The sequence below is a fragment of the Streptomyces sp. NPDC049040 genome, from assembly GCF_043197715.1.
In the GTDB taxonomy this organism is placed as follows: Bacteria; Actinomycetota; Actinomycetes; order Streptomycetales; family Streptomycetaceae; genus Actinacidiphila.
Genome location: NZ_JBICTO010000004.1, coordinates 457,920 through 476,613 on the forward strand (window position 1 = coordinate 457,920; position 18,694 = coordinate 476,613).

Annotated in this window: 12 protein-coding genes; 8 read left to right on the forward strand and 4 right to left on the reverse strand. The window is 72.5% G+C overall.

Annotated elements, in window-relative coordinates; translation table 11 throughout:
* Nucleotides 1-24 precede the first annotated feature (24 nt).
* From ACGFMP_RS14490 to ACGFMP_RS14500, 3 genes are read left to right on the forward strand one after another with little or no spacing between them, the layout of a single operon-like run.
* The gene (locus ACGFMP_RS14490; RefSeq protein ID WP_393672577.1) at nt 25-1,083 is read left to right on the forward strand and encodes a hypothetical protein; all 1,059 of its coding nucleotides are present in this window, start codon (nt 25-27) and stop codon (nt 1,081-1,083) included.
* Nucleotides 1,080-2,003 (forward strand): phosphotransferase family protein, encoded by a 924-nt coding sequence (locus ACGFMP_RS14495; RefSeq protein WP_393672578.1) that lies wholly within the window; start codon nt 1,080-1,082, stop codon nt 2,001-2,003. The genes ACGFMP_RS14490 and ACGFMP_RS14495 overlap by 4 nt, the downstream gene beginning before the upstream one ends.
* Nucleotides 2,000-3,388 carry a hypothetical protein gene (locus tag ACGFMP_RS14500; protein WP_393672579.1) on the forward strand — a complete coding sequence of 463 codons (1,389 nt, stop codon included), beginning with the start codon at nt 2,000-2,002 and terminating at the stop codon, nt 3,386-3,388. The genes ACGFMP_RS14495 and ACGFMP_RS14500 overlap by 4 nt, the downstream gene beginning before the upstream one ends.
* Nucleotides 3,389-3,488: 100 nt before the next feature.
* Here ACGFMP_RS14500 and ACGFMP_RS14505 read toward each other — a convergent pair whose 3' ends face one another.
* Complete coding sequence (locus ACGFMP_RS14505; protein ID WP_393672826.1) at nt 3,489-3,974, reverse strand: RNA polymerase sigma factor; 486 nt, start codon at nt 3,972-3,974, stop codon at nt 3,489-3,491.
* 612 nt (nt 3,975-4,586) lie between these two features.
* On the opposite strand from ACGFMP_RS14505, the gene ACGFMP_RS14510 reads away from it, so the two are divergent.
* Entirely contained in the window at nt 4,587-5,195 is a 609-nt protein-coding gene (locus tag ACGFMP_RS14510) for a hypothetical protein (protein ID WP_393672580.1), read from the forward strand.
* A gap of 229 nt (nt 5,196-5,424) precedes the next feature.
* On the opposite strand, the gene ACGFMP_RS14515 is transcribed toward ACGFMP_RS14510, so the two are convergent.
* Together ACGFMP_RS14515 and lanL are read right to left on the reverse strand one after the other, a co-directional pair.
* Complete coding sequence (locus ACGFMP_RS14515) at nt 5,425-5,559, reverse strand: hypothetical protein (RefSeq protein ID WP_393672581.1); 135 nt, start codon at nt 5,557-5,559, stop codon at nt 5,425-5,427.
* A gap of 48 nt (nt 5,560-5,607) precedes the next feature.
* The gene (lanL, locus tag ACGFMP_RS14520; RefSeq protein WP_393672582.1) at nt 5,608-8,469 is read right to left on the reverse strand and encodes a class IV lanthionine synthetase LanL; all 2,862 of its coding nucleotides are present in this window, start codon (nt 8,467-8,469) and stop codon (nt 5,608-5,610) included.
* Between the two features lie 843 nt (nt 8,470-9,312).
* Here lanL and ACGFMP_RS14525 point away from each other — a divergent pair.
* Together ACGFMP_RS14525 and ACGFMP_RS14530 are read left to right on the forward strand one after the other, a co-directional pair.
* The gene (locus ACGFMP_RS14525) at nt 9,313-11,931 is read left to right on the forward strand and encodes a LuxR C-terminal-related transcriptional regulator (RefSeq protein ID WP_393672583.1); all 2,619 of its coding nucleotides are present in this window, start codon (nt 9,313-9,315) and stop codon (nt 11,929-11,931) included.
* Nucleotides 11,932-12,229: 298 nt separating this feature from the next.
* A complete protein-coding gene (locus ACGFMP_RS14530; protein WP_393672584.1) occupies nt 12,230-12,958 on the forward strand; it encodes a ubiquinol-cytochrome c reductase iron-sulfur subunit in 729 nt (242 codons plus the stop codon).
* Between the two features lie 44 nt (nt 12,959-13,002).
* Here ACGFMP_RS14530 and ACGFMP_RS14535 read toward each other — a convergent pair whose 3' ends face one another.
* A complete protein-coding gene (locus ACGFMP_RS14535; RefSeq protein ID WP_393672585.1) occupies nt 13,003-13,452 on the reverse strand; it encodes an ATP-binding protein in 450 nt (149 codons plus the stop codon).
* 332 nt (nt 13,453-13,784) lie between these two features.
* Here ACGFMP_RS14535 and ACGFMP_RS14540 point away from each other — a divergent pair, with 332 nt between their 5' ends.
* The gene (locus ACGFMP_RS14540; protein ID WP_393672586.1) at nt 13,785-15,824 is read left to right on the forward strand and encodes a LuxR C-terminal-related transcriptional regulator; all 2,040 of its coding nucleotides are present in this window, start codon (nt 13,785-13,787) and stop codon (nt 15,822-15,824) included.
* 109 nt (nt 15,825-15,933) lie between these two features.
* Nucleotides 15,934-18,567 carry a LuxR C-terminal-related transcriptional regulator gene (locus ACGFMP_RS14545; RefSeq protein ID WP_393672587.1) on the forward strand — a complete coding sequence of 878 codons (2,634 nt, stop codon included), beginning with the start codon at nt 15,934-15,936 and terminating at the stop codon, nt 18,565-18,567.
* Nucleotides 18,568-18,694: the final 127 nt, after the last annotated feature.

Below are 18,694 nucleotides of genomic sequence, written 5' to 3' on the forward strand. Positions count from 1 at the left end.
CTTTTCGAAAGGTGACCAGTGGACATGAGATTCCCCCGACCTGACCAGTTCATCGACTGCTCGACCCTGCTCGGCTCGCGGAACCACGAGCAGGCGGCGGCGGATGTGGCGATCACCGCGGCCACGCAGGTGGAACGGCACGGGTTCGTCGTCTTCCGGATCGGCGCCCTGCGCCTCGACGAGACCCGAAGTCGCGACCTCGCCCACCTCCTGGTCCACGAGCTGCGCTCGGCTCTGGTCGCCGCAGGGGCCCCGGAGCAGCTGGAGGTCGAGATCGACAGGGCGCAGCAGACGCCGGTCGCAGCCGACTTCGCGGTCCGCTCGCTGCTCCCGCACCATGACGGCCAGCACGCCTCCTACCTCACGCCCAGCACGCTCGATCTGCCCGACTGGACGCCCGCACAACGGACCTTCTCGGACAGCGGGTTCACCACGACGCACGTGCACAAGCTCTACCAGGGCATATTCGTATCCGCTCCCGGAACGGGCCTGAGCGCCACCACGTACTACGACTGGCTCCGCATCCTGGAGGATGTGCGCGCCTCCCGGGGAGACAGCCGCGCAGACTCCACACCCCGGTGGCTGGCAGCGAACCTCCGCCGGTGCCTTGCCGCCCGCGGGACACATGCCCCCGCCTACCCCACCCTTGCCGGGATGCTCGGAGTCACGGAGGAGGCACTGGTCACCACACCGCTGCTCCGCTGCGAGGATCCGCTGCCGCAAGCGGCGGTACGGCGCCACCCCCTCCTGGCCGGTCTCGCTGCGGCATGTGCCTGCGGCCGCTGCGCCGGCCCGGTGGAGCGGGTGTTCTGCCATGCCGTCATGCTGGCGACCGGCCTGTCCTGGCCGGCGTTCAGGAACCGCTACGAGATCCTCGCCCCGAGCGAGCGCTTCGACCTTCTCGTGGGAAACAACCTCACGATGCTCCACGGCGGCTTCGCCGGCGGGCGTGACCGTGTCATCGAGCCCCTGTGCCTCACGCTGGACCGGCCCGAAGGGGCCGCCTACGAGCACTGGCTCAGCCGCGCCTGGCGCCGCCGGGTGCACATCGGGCCCGTCCGGCTCGCCGCGGAGAGCGCATGACCGACGGACCTGCGGAGCACTCGGCGCAGGCATCCGCGGCAGCTGAACTGGCCGCCGAGCGCGGCTGGCAGACGCCTCGTCCGCTGGCCCGGGGCGTCGAGTTCGTGGTGTTCGCGACGACCGCACCGCATCTCGGCGACGTCGTGCTCCGGGTGCCTCGCGCGCGCGTGTTCCAGACGGCCAACAACGTCGGCGTCAGCGCGGAAAGGCTGCTGGAGCAGGAGTACGTGTTGGGGCACTGGCTGCGTGACCGCGGGTTTCCCGTCGCGGAACCCGTCGAGCTGCTCGGCGGGCGGGACGGGATTCCCGTTCTGGTCTCCCGGTTCGTGGAGTCGGACGGGTCGGCGCCGCACTGGGAGCAGTTCGGCGCCCTTCTGGCCCGGCTGCACCAAGCGGGACCGCCGGACTTCGTGCCGGTCCTCCAGTACGGCCTGGAGCTGCCCGAGTTGATCGCCCGGCGCCTTCCCGAGCGCTACGCGCGACTTCGGGCCTTCGATCCGGCGATACCCGAGATCCCCGCCGCCCCGGAGATCTCGGACCGGCTCCGGGCAGCCTCATCGGGGCGGAGCCTGATGCACCTCGACCCCCGGAGACAGAACCTGCTGTGCCGGTCGCGCCGTGTGGCCGCGCTGATCGACTGGTCGAACACGCTGATCGGTGATCCGCGGATGGAACTCGCCCGGCTTACCGAGTACGCCGCCATCGAGGAGAACGGCCTCGACGCGCCATCCATCCTGCGCGGCTACTCGGCCGTCGCCGGACCGCCGGCACGCTCCCCCGCGGCCGATCTCCTCTACCGGCTGGACACGGCGGTCATGCTCGCCCTCGTCTTCCGATCAGTGGCCCCGGACCCGCTGCTCGGCCATGCCCAGGTGGACCGGGTCCTGGCACTGACGAAGGAAATGGAGACGGTCTGGTGACGGCGAGCGACAAGGACCGGCCGTGGATCGAGTCCGACCGGATCACTGCCGCCTACCTGGAGGCATGCGGCGGTCAGCCCGTCCGTCCGATGCCGGAGACGGAGGCCGCGCGCACCATGTACGGCGGTCGGTACCTTTCCAGACCGGTCTTCCTCGGGACTGCCGAACAGCAGCGCCTGGAATCCGACCTGGGTCTGCTGCGAGAATGCCTGACCACGCTGCCGGCCCGTCTCTTCGGCGGCGATCCCACCTCCTTCGCGCGCGCGATCGGGTTCGACGACCTCCAGGTCCACTGCGCCCTGCGGAGCCGTTCAGGACGGCACCAGGCACTGACGCGGATGGCACGCGCCGACCTGTTCCGGGACGGCGGCGGCTTCCGCCTGCTGGAATGGAATCTCGGCAGCACCGCGGGCGGCACCGAGAACGCGGACATGTGCCGTGCCGTACGTGAGCAACCGGGAATGCGCCGCTTCCTCGCGTCCGAGCGACTGGCGTTCGCGGACACGCGCCGAGAACTCGTCCGCACCCTGCGGGAGGAGACGGGCTTCCCGGAGGGCACGGCGCCCGTCGTCGCGCTGGTGGAGTGGCCCGACAGCTACCCCTACATGGAGCGCTACCTGCGCCGCTTCGCCGCGGACTGGGCCCGTTTCGGGCTGAGCACCGTCACATGCCACCTCGGCGAACTGACCCGCAGCGGCGGCCGGCTGCGACTGGGCGATCAGCAGATCGACGTCGTGTACAGGTTCTTCATGATCGAGGACCTGGTCAGGCCCGGGGCGCAGGCACTGCTGGAGCCGCTCCTGCAGGCAGCCGAACGCGACGAGGTGCGGGTCTTCACGCCCCTCGACGCGGAACTCTTCGGAAGCAAGGGCGCCTTGGCCCTGCTCTCGACGCAGGAGGGACAGGACGGGCTGACGCCCGAGCAGCGGAAGGCGTGCGGTCGGCTGCTTCCCTGGACGAGGCTCGTCAGACCCGGCCCGACGCTGCTGCCCGACGGCCGTGTCGGTGATCTGCTCGAGTACGCCACCGCGCACCGGCGCGAGCTCGTCCTCAAACCCACCGCGCTGCACGGGGGGAAGGGCGTCACACTCGGCTGGCTGCCTGACGTGACGTCCGGGGTGTGGCGCGACCGGTTGGCGGAGGCGGTTGGCGGCCCCTGGGTCGTCCAGCAGGGGGTCCAGCCGGTGCCCGAGTGGTTTCCGGACCCCGAGGGCGGGCCGGCGGCCCCCTGGTCGGTTGCCTGGGGCGTCTACTCGATGGCCGCAGGACACGCCGGCATCCTCGTCAGGGCGCTGCCGGCCTCGGGCCCACTGCACGTGGTGAGCCACGCCAACGGCGCGCACTTCGGCTGCGGTTTCCACGCGCTGGGCCCGAGCCGTCCGTGAGAGGGCGCCCGCGTGCCGCGCCGGCACGCTGCGGGCCGGCGGCATCGTCCGCGAGGGCGTCGCCGCCTCCTGCCGTCCCCTGCACGGCAGGTCGGCGGGGTCATGCCGTGGGTGTCTGATCCAGCGCCGCAGCCTTGCGCAGGGCCCGGTGCTGGAGCACCTTCGCGTTGGCGACCGTGATGCCCATCTCGGCGGCGGCCTCGCGGACGTCGTGACCGAGGAGGAAGCGCAGGGTGAGGATCTGCCGATGACGCTCGGGCAGCGCGGCCAGGATCCGTGCGGTGCGCTCCTCGGCGCGACCGTTGTGCTGCTCCCCGCCGCGCGCCGCTCCGTCCTCCAGCGCGGCGGTGTCGATGTCAAGGTCGATGACGGTGACCTGCCGGCCGAGGGTGCGCTGCCAGTGGCCGGCCAACACGGTGCGCGCGGTGGCCAGCAGGTACGCGCGCACCTCGCCGACGGAGGCCGTGGTCCGCAATGATCTCAGGGCGGTCACGAACACCTGGGAGGTCAGGTCCTCGGCATCCGGCCGATTGCCGACCTTGCTGTACATCAGCCGGTGGATCCTGCCCACGTTGTCCTCGTAGATCGCCTCCCAGCCGGGATACCCGGCGGTCGGCGCCGGCCCGCGTGCGGCGTGTCCCGAGGCAACACCTGATTCTCCCCGCGAGGCCCGGCTCGCCGGGCCGCCCGGGGCGTGGGCGCTCGCTGCCTGCCAGAGCCGTCGCATCAGGTCTGCCTGCCTCGCGTGTTCTCGGGAGCCGGCGGCCCGCCAGAGCCGCGACGCGCGCAGAGGTGACCCGGCACCCGTACAGCGGAGCGCGGCCAGACAGATGAGGTCGCCACCCGGCCGTGGTGATGAGCGCGGGCACGACGACGGCCCGACACATACTCCGAGGTTCGACGGAGCGGGCCCAGCGGGACAGAGTAAAAGCTACTCATGTGCCCGCGTAGCCCTGGAACTGCGCGGATGTAACCTGCTCTCCTATCTCAGGGGGAGCGGGTCGGCCGGTGCGGCCTTGCGCGACCGGATCGGTCACCGTGCTCCACCACTTGCCGAGCCGCATCCGGCACACCACGGGTGGTGCATCACCGCAAGGACCCCTGCGGTCGGTTCCGCCCTTCCGCCGCACACGGTCACTGCCGCAGCAGTCCGGGCGCCGCGCTCCCTCCCCCCGTCCCTCGATCACAGTGGATCTCCATGAGCGACCAGTACCCGCACCCCGCGACCGGTGATGCCTCCCACGACGAGATCCGGCTGCGCCACGGAAGGCGCGAGCTCATCGCCGGGCACGACAGGATCACCATCGGCGGCCACGAATTCCCGCTGCACCTGGTCGACCGCGTCGTCTACCGCGCGGCGACGCGCATCAACCAGGCCGGCTACGTCATCGGCCTCGCGCAGGGCGAGCGCACGCGCACCTTCGCCTTCGCCGCCTACCGCAGGGGCACCGAACTGGAGGACGCCGCGGCGACGTGGAACCGGTTGGTGCACCTGCTGGAGAGCACGGTGTGCCCCCGCATAGGCGAGAGCGCGATCCAGGCCGTGTCCGCCGGGACGACCGTCACCTTCGGCGGCCCCAGGTCCTCCCGTGTCGACGTGAGCCCCGAAGGCCTCCGTCCCCGGCGCCCTTTCGCCCGGACGATCCCGTGGGCGCGCATCACCACCGCCGACCTCGCCGCGGGTCTGGCCCGCGTCTGGGTCACCGGATCCGACGGCACACCCACCCCGAAGCCGGCCCTGTCCATCGACATGTCCGGGTGGAACGCGGTCGTCCTGCCCCGGGTGGTCAGGCGTTTCGCCGCCTGACCGGCTTGCGGGGCCGGGGCCGGGGCCGGGGCCGGGGCCCTGGCAACCGGCGGGCCGGCAGCGCTGCCTGCCCGCCGGTTGCGGCCGGCGGGCCGGCGCGTTCGCACCGACCGGGTCGCCCACCGACCGGACACCGCGGAACAACCCGGCATCCCTCGCCGGGTGTTCCGCGGTGACCCCGCCGTGCGGACCCGTCCGGTGCCCCGCACGTCGGCGGAGCCGAACGGCGCTACCGGCTCGTGTGGGTGATGATGGTGATCGTCTCGCTCCCGCACGTGTGGCCGCAGGACCAGTGGCCGGCGGCGAGGGCGGCGTCCTCGGTCTCTGCGGGCAGGTGCTCGAGTGCGCTGATGTCGTTGTCCACGGATGTCCTCCTGAGTGTGTTCACTGTGTCGGCAACGGGCGGCGGCGGTCACTTCGCCGGTGGGATGTCGGTCTCGCGGGCTCTCACCTCCGTTCTCCCGGCGAGGAGTCCATCGGTCATCCACAGGCGCGGCCCGCCGTGCCGGAGGCGCAGCAGGAAGCCCAGCCCGCCGGCGAGCCCGGTACCGTAGCCCGCGGTGACCGTCGCGCCGGACTCGTCCGGCAGGACGATCCGGCCGTCGTGAACTGCGTGCCGGGCGTACATCACCGCGGCCAGTTGCCCGGCCTGCTCGCGGTAGCGCCCGTCGCCGGTGAAATCGGCGAGGTCCAGCAGGAACTCGCCGTCCCCGGCCAGCCCGTGGCAGGCGGCGGTCGAGGAATGCCACCGGTCCCGGTGGACCGCGGCGGCACCCGCCTGCGCCAGTTCCAGGAACCGCGCCTGGCCGGTCACCGCCCACAGGCGGATCAGGAATGTGCCGACCCCGGAGGAGCCGCTGCACCAGTGCAGCTGCCTGGCCTCGCTTTGGCCCGCCCCCTCGCCGGACGGCCACCATGCCAGGCCGCCCTCCCCGCAGGACACCTCGTCGAGGGTCCTGCCTGCGCGAAGGGCGCCGTCCAGGTACTCCGCGCGGCCCGTCGCGACCCCCGCGCAGAGCAGGAACGCGCCCACTCCCGCCACGCCGTGGGCGAACCCGTAGTGCACCAGGCCGGCGAGCGCCGAGTCGAACGTCTCCGGTACCGGCCACACGTGCCGCCCGTCCCGCTCCCGCGCGGCGCACAGCACGTCGTCCGCGGCCTCGGCTGCCCGGTGCAGGAACCGCTCGTCGCCGGTCGCCTGCCAGAAGTGGAGCTGGGCCATTCCGGCACCGGCCGTCCCGTGGCAGATGTCGGGATTGGGCCACCGTACGGGCACCCGCAGGGCCACGTCGGCCGCCGCACGGGAGAGCGGAGCATCGTCCAGCAGACCTGCGGCGTCGTGCAGCGCCCACGCAGTGCCCGACCGGCCGAAATACAGGCCCGGCAGCAGCCGCGGGACCGTGGTGAGCCGTTCGCCGATCCACCCGGCGGTGGCGGCCACCGAGGCGTGCCTGGGGGCGCTGCCGCGCAGCCGCGCCGCGCGGGTCAGCACCCCCAGGACACCGGCCGCCCCGTGCTGGACGCTGCACGCGTCTTTGGTCCCGCCGTGCACGTCGGGCTTCCAGAGACGCTCCCCCTGCGGTGTCATCGTCGCCAGCAGATGGCCGAGGCCGTCCTCGATCAGCTGCTCGACGATCGCGTCCGCCAGGTTGTCCGAGGCCGGGGGGCCGGGGCGGCCGGCGCCGGCCGCCCGGCGTTCGGGGTCGCGACCGGCGGGGCCGGCCGGAGCCTGGGCCGGCATCGCGACCGGCATCGCGGCCAGGAAGTCCCGCGCCCGCGCCAGTGACCAGCGCCGCCCCGGTTCGTCGCGGGTCAGCCCGAGGACCAGAGGGGAAAGCCGGCGCAGGGTCTCCATGTGCGTGCCCGCGGCGCCCACCAGGGCCGCCAGTCGCCCGTGGGCCGCCCGTAGAGCCGGCTCGTCGGCGGGCAGCAGCGGATCGGCACCGGTGACCAGGAAGAAGATCACCGCGCCAAGGCTGTACAGGTCCGAGGTACGCGGAGGTGCCACCGCGAACATCGGCGCGGACGTCTGCTCCGGACTCGCGTAGGACGGGGTGAACACCCGGTGCACCCGGGACCCTTCAGTCACGGCGTGTTCCAGGTCGATCAGCCGCAGCCGGTCCTCCGGGGTGACCATGAGGTTGTTCGGCGTCAGGTCACGCAGCACCAGGCCGTGCCCGTGCACCGCGGCCACGATGTCGACCAGCTGCCGCACCTTGTCCAGGCCCTCGGCCCACGGCACGCCCGCACCTCGCCAGGCCCCGACGGCCCGTTCCACGGCCCAGGCGCGCAGCGTCACACCGGGGACCGGTTCCTCGGCGAGGAAGACGTTCTCCTGGTGGGTGAGCAGCGCCACCTTGCGCGGCGCCAGCCCTGTCGGGCCCAGCAGGTCGAGGACCGCCGCCTCGTGGCGCAGCGTGTCGCGGGCGTCCTTCCCGCTGAGCCACCCCATGACGTGCGGCCGGGCCTGCTTGACGACGACCTCGCCGCCGGTGTCGCGGTCGACCGCGCGGAAGACGCCTCCCCGGTAGGAGTGGCGCACCGCGCCGTGGACGGCGAAGCGGCCCCCGACGAGGACGGCGGACGGGGCCACACCGGTCGGGGGCGCCGAGTCCTCTTCCGGGGCGGCCACGGCGGGGCCGGACGAGGGTCCGGTGACGGCGAAGGGCGGTTCGGCCCAGGCCGGCGGGCTGAACCACGCCTGCCGCAGGTCCTTCTCGCGGCGGCCGTCCGGAGCGGTGAGCACCGACTCGAGGCTGCCGTCGTTGTCGAGCACCGGCTTCGCGCCGAACACCCCGTACCGGTAGTGCACCAGGCTGCCGGGCCGCACCGCACGGTCGGACAGCACCGCCGGCCCCGGCAGGCCGTCCGTCACCCGGTCCAGTGCCACGGCCAGTCGGCGCAACTGGGCGTCGTCACCGGGATATGCGGTGAGGAACTTCCCGCCGCTGCCGCGGTGCACGGAGCCGGACAGCAACTCACCGAGTTCGTTCAGACCGCGCGCGAACTTGAACGCGCACCCCGCACGGACCAGGACCTCCGCGGCACGGGACAGCACCACCGGAGCACTCAGCTGCGTCGCCGACACATGGAGTTTCCAGCCCTGGTCCCGGCGGTTGTGCCGCGGCGGCGTCACCCTGCACCAGAACCCGTCGCCGCCCACGGTCCACTCTCCCGCGGCGGACCGCGCCAGCACGGCACCTACCACGTCGGTCAGCAGCGCGGAGTCGTCCGGCCCTCCGTCTGCGTCCGGTCCACCCGCGCCGGTGTTCATCCGCAGCCTCCCGCGTCCCTGGCCCGCCCGCCGGAGCCGGAGCAGGTGATCCCGCGCCGTCCGCCCGCGCCTCGACGTGCCGTCATCAGCACGCGACACCGACCCTGCCAGGCCGAGTTCACACCTGCCGTGAGCAACTGGTGCTCAAGGTCTGCGGGGCGACGCCGGAACGCTGCGTCCACGCTCCCTTGTAACGCGGGGCGCTGTCTCCTGGTGACCCGAAGGTCAGGTTTTGGTCCCTTGCGCCCCGGCCGGTCAGCGCTCGGACCGGACCTGTACCTGGGTGGAAGGGGTTCGTTCAGGGAGCGGGCGCTCCCGGTGTCGGTGACGGTCCACAGGGTTCCGTCGCCGCCGTGGAAGGCGGTGACATAGGCGCCCGAGGGCTGGGCGGCCAGAGCCGGGCTGGTGCCTGAAATAGCGGGCCGGGTCACACGGCGCGGTGCGGGCGCCGGGGCTGCGAGGCGCATCCCCTGGCCCACGTCTCCGGCGTGGCCGCGTGGGTGACGTGACGGATCCCGCGGCGGACGGGGGGACCGCAGACGCGGTCGAGGTGTAACCGGCCGGTCTATCTGACGTGTGAGGCGTCGGTCGCAGCAGCGGCCGGCGTCGCCGGTCCCGCGTGCGGCCGGCACATCACCACCGAGCCGGAACGAGACAGATGCGCGAGCGCGGGGAGCCCGGCCTCGCCCCGCCGATGCGATCGCTGACGGGGCGTCAGGACGGCGGGGGTCGGCGCCTGCGTCGGTGCAAGGAGCTTCCGTGACACCTCCCCCTGCCCCACGGCCGAGGGAACGGTCGGAGCAGCGCCGATGCGGTGAACGTGCCTCCCGGCGGTGGCCTCTGGTGGGACGCGACGAGGAGAGCGCCGCCGCCGCGCGGGCGCTGGATGATGTCCGGAGTGCCGGAGTGCTGGTCCACGGGCCCTGCGGCGTCGGCAAGTCCCGTCTCGCCGACAGCCACCTCTCGCATGTCGCTCGCAAGGGCGGCGTGCTCGGACGCGCGGTGGCAACCGCGGCGGCCGCCGATGTCCCGCTCGGAGCCATCGCCCATCTGCTCCCCGCCCACGTCGACTGGTCCGACCCGGTGGCCGGTCTCGAGTCGGCCCTCCCCACGATCGCCACTCGTGGCCGGGCCCCGCGGGCCGTACTCGTCGACGACGTGCAATGGCTGGACCCCGCGTCCGCCGTGCTGCTGCGACGTCTTATGGACAAGGGAGCCGTCCGCCTGATCGCGACGCTGCGCTCAGGCGCTCCGCAGACACGGGCGACCACGGTGTTGCTGGGTGACAGCAGCATGCTGCGGCAGGAGCTGGCTCCTTTGGCCGAGAGCACCGTGGGCGCCCTGCTCCGCACCGTGCTGGGGTGCCATGTGACGCTGGAGGCCGTCCGGCGGTTCTTCATCCTCAGCGGCGGCACCGTGCTCCATCTGCGGGAGTTGGTGCTCGGCGCTCTGTACGACGGTCACCTGGCGCTGCAGGACGGCAGTTGGGTCCTGACCTCACGTGACCTTCGCGGATCGCCATGGCTCAGGGACACCGTCGAGAGGCGCCTGACCGAGATCGGTCAGGACGGTGCCGACATGCTCCAGAAGCTGGCTCTCGCCGGGCCGCTGCCCGACTCCGCGCTCCAGGAGGCAGGCGCCCCGGCAGTGCTCAGGCGGCTGCAGGAGAAGGGTCTCGTCACGGACGGGCAGGAAGGACGGCAGTCCGCGGTTCGCCTGGTGCATCCGCTCCACGGTGAGCTGCTGCGAAGCCGGATGACGGGTTCGCGCCGCAGGGCCGTCCTCCTCGCGGAAGCACACCGGGTCGGCGCCCTGGGCGCCCGCCGCGGGGACGACCTGCTGCGGATGGCCGTCTGCCAGGCCGAGGCGACCGGCTCGGCCGCTCCGGTGCTGCTCGGCGGCGCCGCCGGCGTCGCCTTTCAGGCGCACGACCACCAACGGACCGCCGAGCTGCTGGACCTGATACCCGCAGCCGACCGGACCGCGGTCCACCGCCTGCACCTCGCGCAGTCCTGCTTCCAGCTCGGGCGCTTCGGTGCCGCGGAAGAGGCGATCGCGCAGGATGCGGCGGCCACCGCGGAGGAGGAGCTCACTGTCGCGACGGCCCACGTAAGAGTCACGAACCTGGTGTGGCAGGACCGCGCCGAAGACGCGCTCAGGGTCAACAGGACGGCCGTCGCTCATGCGTCCGACCCGGCCAGGCGTGCGCAACTGCGGTACAACGAGGGCGTGGCACTGATCGCCTCCGGGCGGCCTTCGGCGGGCGTCCGCGTCCTGGAGGATCTGCCGCTGACCCCCGAGGGCCTTCCGTCGGCCGACGCGTGGGTCCGGGCGGCCGTCATGAAGGCAACGGGGCTGGCGATGACGGGCCGCTGCGGCGACGCGGTCGGATGGGCCCGGAGGGCAGCTGAAGCTCCCCGCCCCTCACCTGAGGACACGGCGTTGTTCTCCCATCCGAGCGTGCGGCTCATGGCCCTGGTCCCGGCCCTGACCGAGGCCGGGCGGTTCGCCGAAGCGCGGGATGCCGGGCTGCACGCGCACGAAGGACTCCTCCAGGCGGGCATGAGGGGTCCTCGTCTGTGGGCCGCCGTACACCTGGGCCGGCTCGAGTGGCTGGCCGGACGCGTCGGCGACGCCGACGGCTGGTACCGCGAGGCACTCGCGCTCGCACAGGAAGCCGATCACCTCGGTGCCCGCCGGGTCGCCCTCAGCGGGAGCGCCGCCTGCTCGGCACTCAGCGGCGACCTGGACGCGGCACGACTGGCACTCGCCAGGCTGCGGGACTGCGGGACCACCACATCGGGGCTGCTCTCGACGGGCGAGGAATGCCTGGCCGAAGCATGGCTTCTCGCCGTGCAAGGCCACCTGACAGCAGCACGCGGCCTGTTGTCACAAGCCGCCGCGGTGGCACGGTCCACCGGCCATCTCGCCGCGGAATCGCTGCTGATCACGGACGTCGCCCGCCTCGGAGGAGCGAAAACGGTCCTCGCCAGGGCGGAGGCGGCGGCGTCTTCTTGCGACGGTGTCCTGGCCGCCGGGCGCCTGCGCTTCGTCCGCGCCGCAGCCGGCGGCGATGCGGCGGAACTGCTCGCCACCGGTGACGAGCTGACGCGGGTGGACGCGTCTCTCCTGGCCGCCGAGGCGTACGCCCTCGCATCCGCGGCTTTCGCACGCACGGGTGAGAGCCGGCAGGCAGACCTCGCGTCCGCGCGGACGGACCAGGCCAGGGCCCTGTGCCAGGGGGCGACGACACCCTGCCTGCGCACGACGGGAGTGGCACACGCCCTGACGGGGCGGGAGCTGGAGATCGCCCTCATCGCCTCCGACGGCGCCGCCAGCAAGGAGATCGCGGGCTCGCTCTCACTGTCGGTACGGACCGTCGACAACTACCTGCAGCGCGTGTACAAGAAGCTCGGCATCGTCAGCCGCAGGGAACTGGTCCGGCTCATGCACGACGGGTGACCGCCGGCCACGGGACGGGTGGGCTGCCCGCAGCGCTGTAACCCGCGCCGCTATCTGTCTGTGAGAAGGAGTGGCCGCCCCCGGCCAGGCGTACGCGCCGATACGCAGGGGACGACCGGGCCGTGGGCTCGGACCTCGGTGGCCCCGGGGCCGGGAGCATCCGCGCAGCTCCTGCGGGGGATACTCGGTTCGATCAGCCGGAAGGGAGCACCGTGCCCGATGCCGAGGGACAGCCGGCAGCGGTTCCCGGCGCCGGCTGCGTGACCCAGCAGGAGAGATGGGTGGAGGGGATGACGCGATGAAGCGCGACGTCATGCGGTTCGTGGACAGCCTGCTGCGCCAGCGTCGGCCGCGCGCCTTCACGCCCGACGACGAGGACGTCCCGGTGATGCGCACGGCCATTGCCCTGGCCGCGGGTCGACCCGAGGCAGACAGGCCGCGGGAGGAGTTCGTCGAAGCGCTGCGCGGCCGGCTCGCCGCCGAACAGGAGCAAGCGCCCACCACACTCCCCCGCCCTCGCGGGGTCCGGGCGCCACGCCGTCGTCTGCTGCAGGCGGCTGCCGTCGCGGCTTCGGCCTTCGTCGCGGGCGTGTTCGTGGACCGCAGCCGTGGAGGCGATTCCGCCGAAGGTTCCACCGGCACCACCGAAGGTTCCGCCGGCACCACGGCCGATGCCGCGATCGTCCCCTCGGTCGGCGTGTGGAGGGCCGTCGTGCCCAGCTCCGACCTGGCGGAAGGGGCGGTCCTCAGTTTCGATCTGGGAGCTGTGGTCGGTGTGGTGCGACGTGAGTCCGGCAGGCTGCGTGCGGTCTCGTCGGTCTGCACCCACCAGGCGTGCCGCCTCGGTCTCAACGACGCACGGGACACGCTCGTGTGCCCCTGCCATGGAGCCACCTTCTCGGTGCAGGGGGCACCGCTGCACAACATGCGGTCCTCCCGTCCGCTGCCCGCCCTCCCCCGCCTCGCCGTCCGCGAGTTCCGGGGACACGTACAGGTCTACTGCCCGGCAGACACGGCCGGCGTGTGACGTGACGGGTTCGGCCGTGCGAGAACCGCACGCGTGCCGAGCCGTCAGGGCAGATCGAGGGCAGCCCAGTGGTGCACTCTGCCGCTCCCGTGCCCTTCGCTCGTCGATCCCGTCGCCGTCGCGAGCGCTGCGATCACCTGCCGGCCTCGCCCGTGCTCGCGCGCCGCGGTCGTCCCGGTCGGGCCGCCGATGTGATGTGCTCCGCCGTCGGCGACACTCACGATGAGAAGGCTCGCTGCGGGAACCAGGCGTACATGCAGGGTGATCGGTGGGACAGCGTGCGTCACGGCATTCGCGATCAGCTCGGAGACCACGAGCACCGCGTCATCGATGGTGTCCTGTGCCAGGCCCTGGCCGATCAGAGCCCGGCGCAGCGCGTGACGTGCAGACCGTGCGACCGCCGGGCCGTGATCCAGCGGCAGGTCGAGCAGGCTCCACCACTCGCTCACGTGCGGGCATGCCCGCTGGGACAGGGCATCTCCTGCGGTTTTCATCGCACCACGCTTCTCGGGGAAGAGACGACTGACATGTGTGGTGTCTCCAGAAGACCTCGCTCCCCTCGCATGGGCGTGAGCAATCAGTGCTCATATGAGCCGTGTGCCACCCGTGCGGGGACCCCGCGGCCTGTCCGGGCCCGTTCGGGAACCGGAGTGCCCGGCCCATCGCGAGGGCTGCCGCGCCGGCCTCTGAACGGATCCTGGCCTGCCCACGTAGTTCTCCATGACCTTGCTGCGCGGCCGATCGGACTCACCTGTCGCACGTTCCGCATGTCACCGCGGGACAGGTCCCGTCCGCGTCTGCAAGACGGCAGCGAACAGGAGCAACCATGACACCTCCCCTCGGCAGTCCGGCAGCCGGGCTCGACAGCCGGCCGGACTCCGCGACGAGGCGCCGCGCCATCCCGATCGAGCGCCCGCAGGACCGCGGCGACCGCAATCGACCGGTCGAGCGACGGGCGGCGGGGGCCTTGCGGGACCGCGATCCTCTCCGCCGGCAGGGCTCGCGCGCACCCGCCGTCGAACGCTGGCCTTTCCTGGGAAGGTCGCGGGAGCTGGCAGCACTTGCCGGGCTGTCCGAGGACGAGAGCACCGACACCGTACTCGTCTCGGGGGCGCCGGGGGTGGGCAAGTCCCGGCTCGCGGAGGAGTATCTGGCAGCCGTGACCGCACAGGGCAGCCGCGCCGTCCGTGTCATGGCGAGACCCGAGGAGTCGGCCGTACCGTTCGGGGCGATGGCCTCCCTGCTGCCGCAGGGCATGGACCCCATGGACCCCGTGCCCTGCTTCGCCCGCGCGTCCCGCGTCCTGCGGGCCACCGCTGGGAGGACCCTCGTCGTCGTGGACGACGTGCACTGGCTGGACCAGGCCTCCGCGGTCCTGCTGCGCCAGCTGCTGGACGCAGGCGTGGTCCGCGTCGTCGCGACCTCGCGGGCCGGCCTGCCGGGAAGCAAGGCTTCCGACGCACTGGTGCGTGCGGGGAAGGTCGTGCGGCAGGAGCTGTCCGCCCTGGAGGAACGCGCGGTCGAGGACATCCTCGAGGCCTCGCTCGGCCACCATGTCGGCAAGGGCTGTGTCCGTCGCCTGTTCACCGTGAGCGGGGGAAACGCACGCGCTCTGCGCGAACGGGTACTCGGCGCCCTCGACAGCGGGCAGCTGGTCCTGCGCGACGGCGTCTGGAACCTCGTCGGCACCCCGCACCCCGGCCCCTCTGCACTCTCCGGCATCGACGAGGACACAGCACGCTCAGGCCGGCAGGTCGCCCACGTCCGCGACACGGGCAGCGAGCGCCAAGCACCGGTCCGGCCGAGGAGGGTGTCCACGGCGCGGACGCCGGGCGGCACGGGAGCGGTCCACTCGGCTGACCTCCACCTGCGGCTGGCGGCGGAGGTCCTGGGACTCACCGAGGCCGGGCGGCTGCCGGAAGCCCGCGCGGCGGGCCGGGCGGCGTTCGACCGCCTCCTCGTCGGCGGGCCACCGGACTCCCGGGGGTGGATGGCGACGCTGCTCGGCCGCGTGGAGTGGCTTGCCGGGCGCGTCGTCGACGCGCGGCGGTGGTTCAGGGAAGCCCTTTCCGGCGCCGCCCCGGCCCAGGGGAGCGACGTCCAGCGCATTGCCCTCAGCGGCGCCGCGGCGTGCTATGCCGTAGCCGGTGACGTCGCTTCGGCCCGGACGATGCTCACCCGTCCGCACCCCGGACGTGATCCTCGTGCCGGACTGCTGGCCGCGGCCGAGGGGGCCTTGGGGCAGGCGTGGTCGTCTGCCGCCCAGGGCCGCGTCGCAGCCGCCAGGGACACTCTCATCGCCGCCGCGGCCGACGCCCGCGTCGCGAGCCATCCGGGGAGCGAGGCCCTGCTTCTCACCGAAGCCGCACGTCTCGGCGGGGCACACGAGGTGCTCGGGCTCCTCGACCTGAACGCCGCCCGGTGCGAGGGCCGCCTCACGACGGCGCGGCTTTCCTTCGTGCACGCCCTCGCCTCGGACGAGCCGCCGGCACTGATCGCCGCCGCCGACGAACTGCGCGACCTGGGCGCCCTGGCCTTGGCGGCCGAGGCGTACACAGCGGCTTCGGCGTCACTGCGCCGCTCGGGACGCACACGGGAGGCGACGTCCGCGGGCCGTCTGGCCGCGACGGCCAGGGCGTCGTGCCAGGGGTTGTCGACACCGTTGCTCGGCCACGCCGCACCGGCACGGTCGCTGACGGACCGCGAGCGGGAGATCGCCCGTCTCGCCGCGCGTGGCACGACCAGCAAGGACATCGCCACGGCGCTGTTCCTGTCGGTACGCACCGTGGACAACCACCTCCAGCGCGTGTACCAGAAGCTCGGCGTTTCCAGCAGGCAGGAGCTTCAGCGGCTGATGGGGACCTGAGCCGGCGTCTCCGGCCGGGACCGGCCGGAGCCCGTACCCGGCCTGGGGTGCGGTGTCCCGCGCTGCGACCACGCCACACGTGTGGGCACGGCCCATTAGGATGTGAACGGTGGCAGTCCCCGGTGCCAAGGGGTCACCTGCCGGGGCCGGCGCCGCCGAGGGACACGATGTGAACGCGCAGACATGGACGTCCCCGCCTCTCGTGGCCAGGGACGACGAGCTGACCGCCTTCGAGGCAGCCTGGGCGATGAGCCACTGCCGGGGGGTGGCCATCCACGGCCCGGCCGGGGTCGGCAAGACCCGCCTGGCCGAGGAGTGTCTGGCACGGGCCGTGGACAAGGGATTCCAGCCTGGCCGCGCAACCGCGTCGGCTGTCGCCGCGGCGGTTCCGCTCGGTGCGATCGCGCACCTGGTCCCCGCCGACACGGACCTGACGGATCCCGTGAGGGGATACCAGGACGTGGCGCGGGCCCTTGCCGGCGACGGTCGCCGGCACGTCCTGTTCATCGACGACCTGCACCTGCTGGACGCTGCTTCCGCGCGGTTCGTGCAGCAACTGCTCGACGCATCGGCGATCCGGCTGATCGCGACCGTTCGCACCGGGGAGCCCGTCGCGGAAGCCGTCGCTGCCCTCACGCTCAGCGAGACCCTCCATCGCATCGATCTCGTCCCCTTCGACCAGCAGGAGGTCGAGGAAGTCCTCCAGGCGACGCTGGGCGGCCCCATCGGCAGGCACACCGTCCACACCCTCCACCACGTCTCCGGTGGCAACGCGCTCTACCTGCGGGAACTCGTCCACGGCGCGCGCTCCGGCGGCACGCTGACCCGCGACGGGGACTTCTGGGAACTCACCGAGGGAGTCCTGCCGAGCACGCCCCGGCTCCTCCATCTCATCACCGCACGTCTCGAAGCGGTGGCACCGGCTGACCGTCGCGTACTCGAGCTGCTGGCCCTGTGCGAGCCGCTGACCTCCGCCGACGCGGGGCCCGCGCCGACACTGTGCAGGCTGGAGGCCGACGGGCTCATCCGGGCACACCTCGAAGGACGCCGCACCATCATCACCCTCAGCCACCCCCTGTACGGGGAGGCCCTTCGCAGGGACATGCCGTTGCTGCACCGCCGCGACCTCCTGCTTGAGCAGTGCACGCGCGTGCGGGACCACGGTGCCCGACGGCGGGAGGACACTCTGCACCTGGCCACCTGGAGCCTTGCCGCCACAGGCAAGGCCGACCCTGCCCTGCTGGTGCGGGCCGCCGCACTCGCCCAGCATGCCCACGACCACCGTCAGGCGCTCGACCTGACCGAGGCCGCGTGGCGAGAGGAGCGCAGTGCTGCGGTGGGCCTCGCCCACGCACGGGCTCTGATCAACCTCGCGCGCCATGACGAGGCAGAACCCGTCCTGCGGGAGGTGGAGAAGGTCATCACCGAAGAGGACCGCCACCGCCTGCTGGAGGCCCGCCTCGACAACCACATCCTGCAGGGCCGTCTGCAGGAGGCACAGCAGCTGCTGGAGGGCCGTCGCGATCCTCGCAGCCGGCTGGCCATGGCCACCGTCCTGTACTACCGGGGCCGCTTCCGGGAAAGTCTTGAGATGAGCCGCTCCGTACTGACCAGCGACGACGCTGCCGTGGCACAGGACGCAACGACGTTTGCGACGTCCTGCCTCCTGCGCCGGGGCGCCCTTGCCGAAGCGGCGGAGGTCTTCCGGCCGATGCAGCGGCTGCTGGCCGCTCCGCAGAGCGAGCGGGAGAACACCGTCTACGCCGCGTACCTGGAGCACGTCCACGCGCACGGCCGTGCGATCAGCGGGGACTTGCCCGCGGCGGAGCGCATCGTGACCAGCACGTACGAAAGGGACATCGCCCGGCACGAAAGCGGCGCCATCAACGCCGTCGCCCTGGGCTTCATCCTTCTTGAACGCGGCAAGGTCCGTACGGCGCTCAACATCCTCCATCCGGTCGTCACCAGGAACATCCACTGGAGTCTGTTCACGCAATGGGCGCAGGCGGACGCGGTCATCTGCGCCGCGGTGCTGCGCCGGACGGCCGCCATGGACCGCTACGTACGGCTACTGCCCCCGGTCGAGAACACCATCGAGGCCTGTGACAACCGCATCGCCCGTGCCTGGCACGCCGCGGTGCACCACGACCAACCGCTCGTCCGTGCCCTGCTCGTGCAGGCCGCCGAGGAGAGCCTCGATCGCGAGCAGTACCTGCACGCCGTCTGGGCGGTGCACGCGATGGGCCGGCTCGGCGTCGCCGACGCGGCCGCCCCCTTCTGGGACGTGCCGGTCGAGGGCGCCTACATGAACGCCCAACTCGACTACACCCGCGCGCTGGCGAAGGACGACGTCCGGCTCCTCACCCGGACCGCGGCCACGTTCCGCGCTGCGGGAGCCGACCTCTACGCCGCGGAGGCCTTCGCCGAGCTGGCCCACCGGCTGCGCCGCAGCGGAGAGCACCGCCAGGCCGTGGCCGCCGCCCGTCAGGCGTCCGAGGCAGCGGGCCGATGCGAGGGGGCGCGAACGCCGGCTCTCGAACTGCTCACGACCGTGCGGACACCGGTGGCGCTGACCGAGAGGGAACGGCAGGTTGCCCTGCTCGCGGCGTCAGGAACCGCGAGCAGGGAGATTGCCGAGACACTCCAGTTGTCGGTCCGAACCGTCAACAACCACCTTCAGCACGTTTACGCGAAACTGGGTGTCACCTGCCGCAGGGAACTACGGAGTGAACTGGGGTCCTGACATGGCGGGTGCCCATTCCTCGACCCGACGGTGCCCTGGCAGTCAGTACCCATTCACCGGAATCCCTCTCCGGTCGCAACGGGGTATGGACGCAAGACATCCGTAACACCCCGTCCTATTCCTCTGT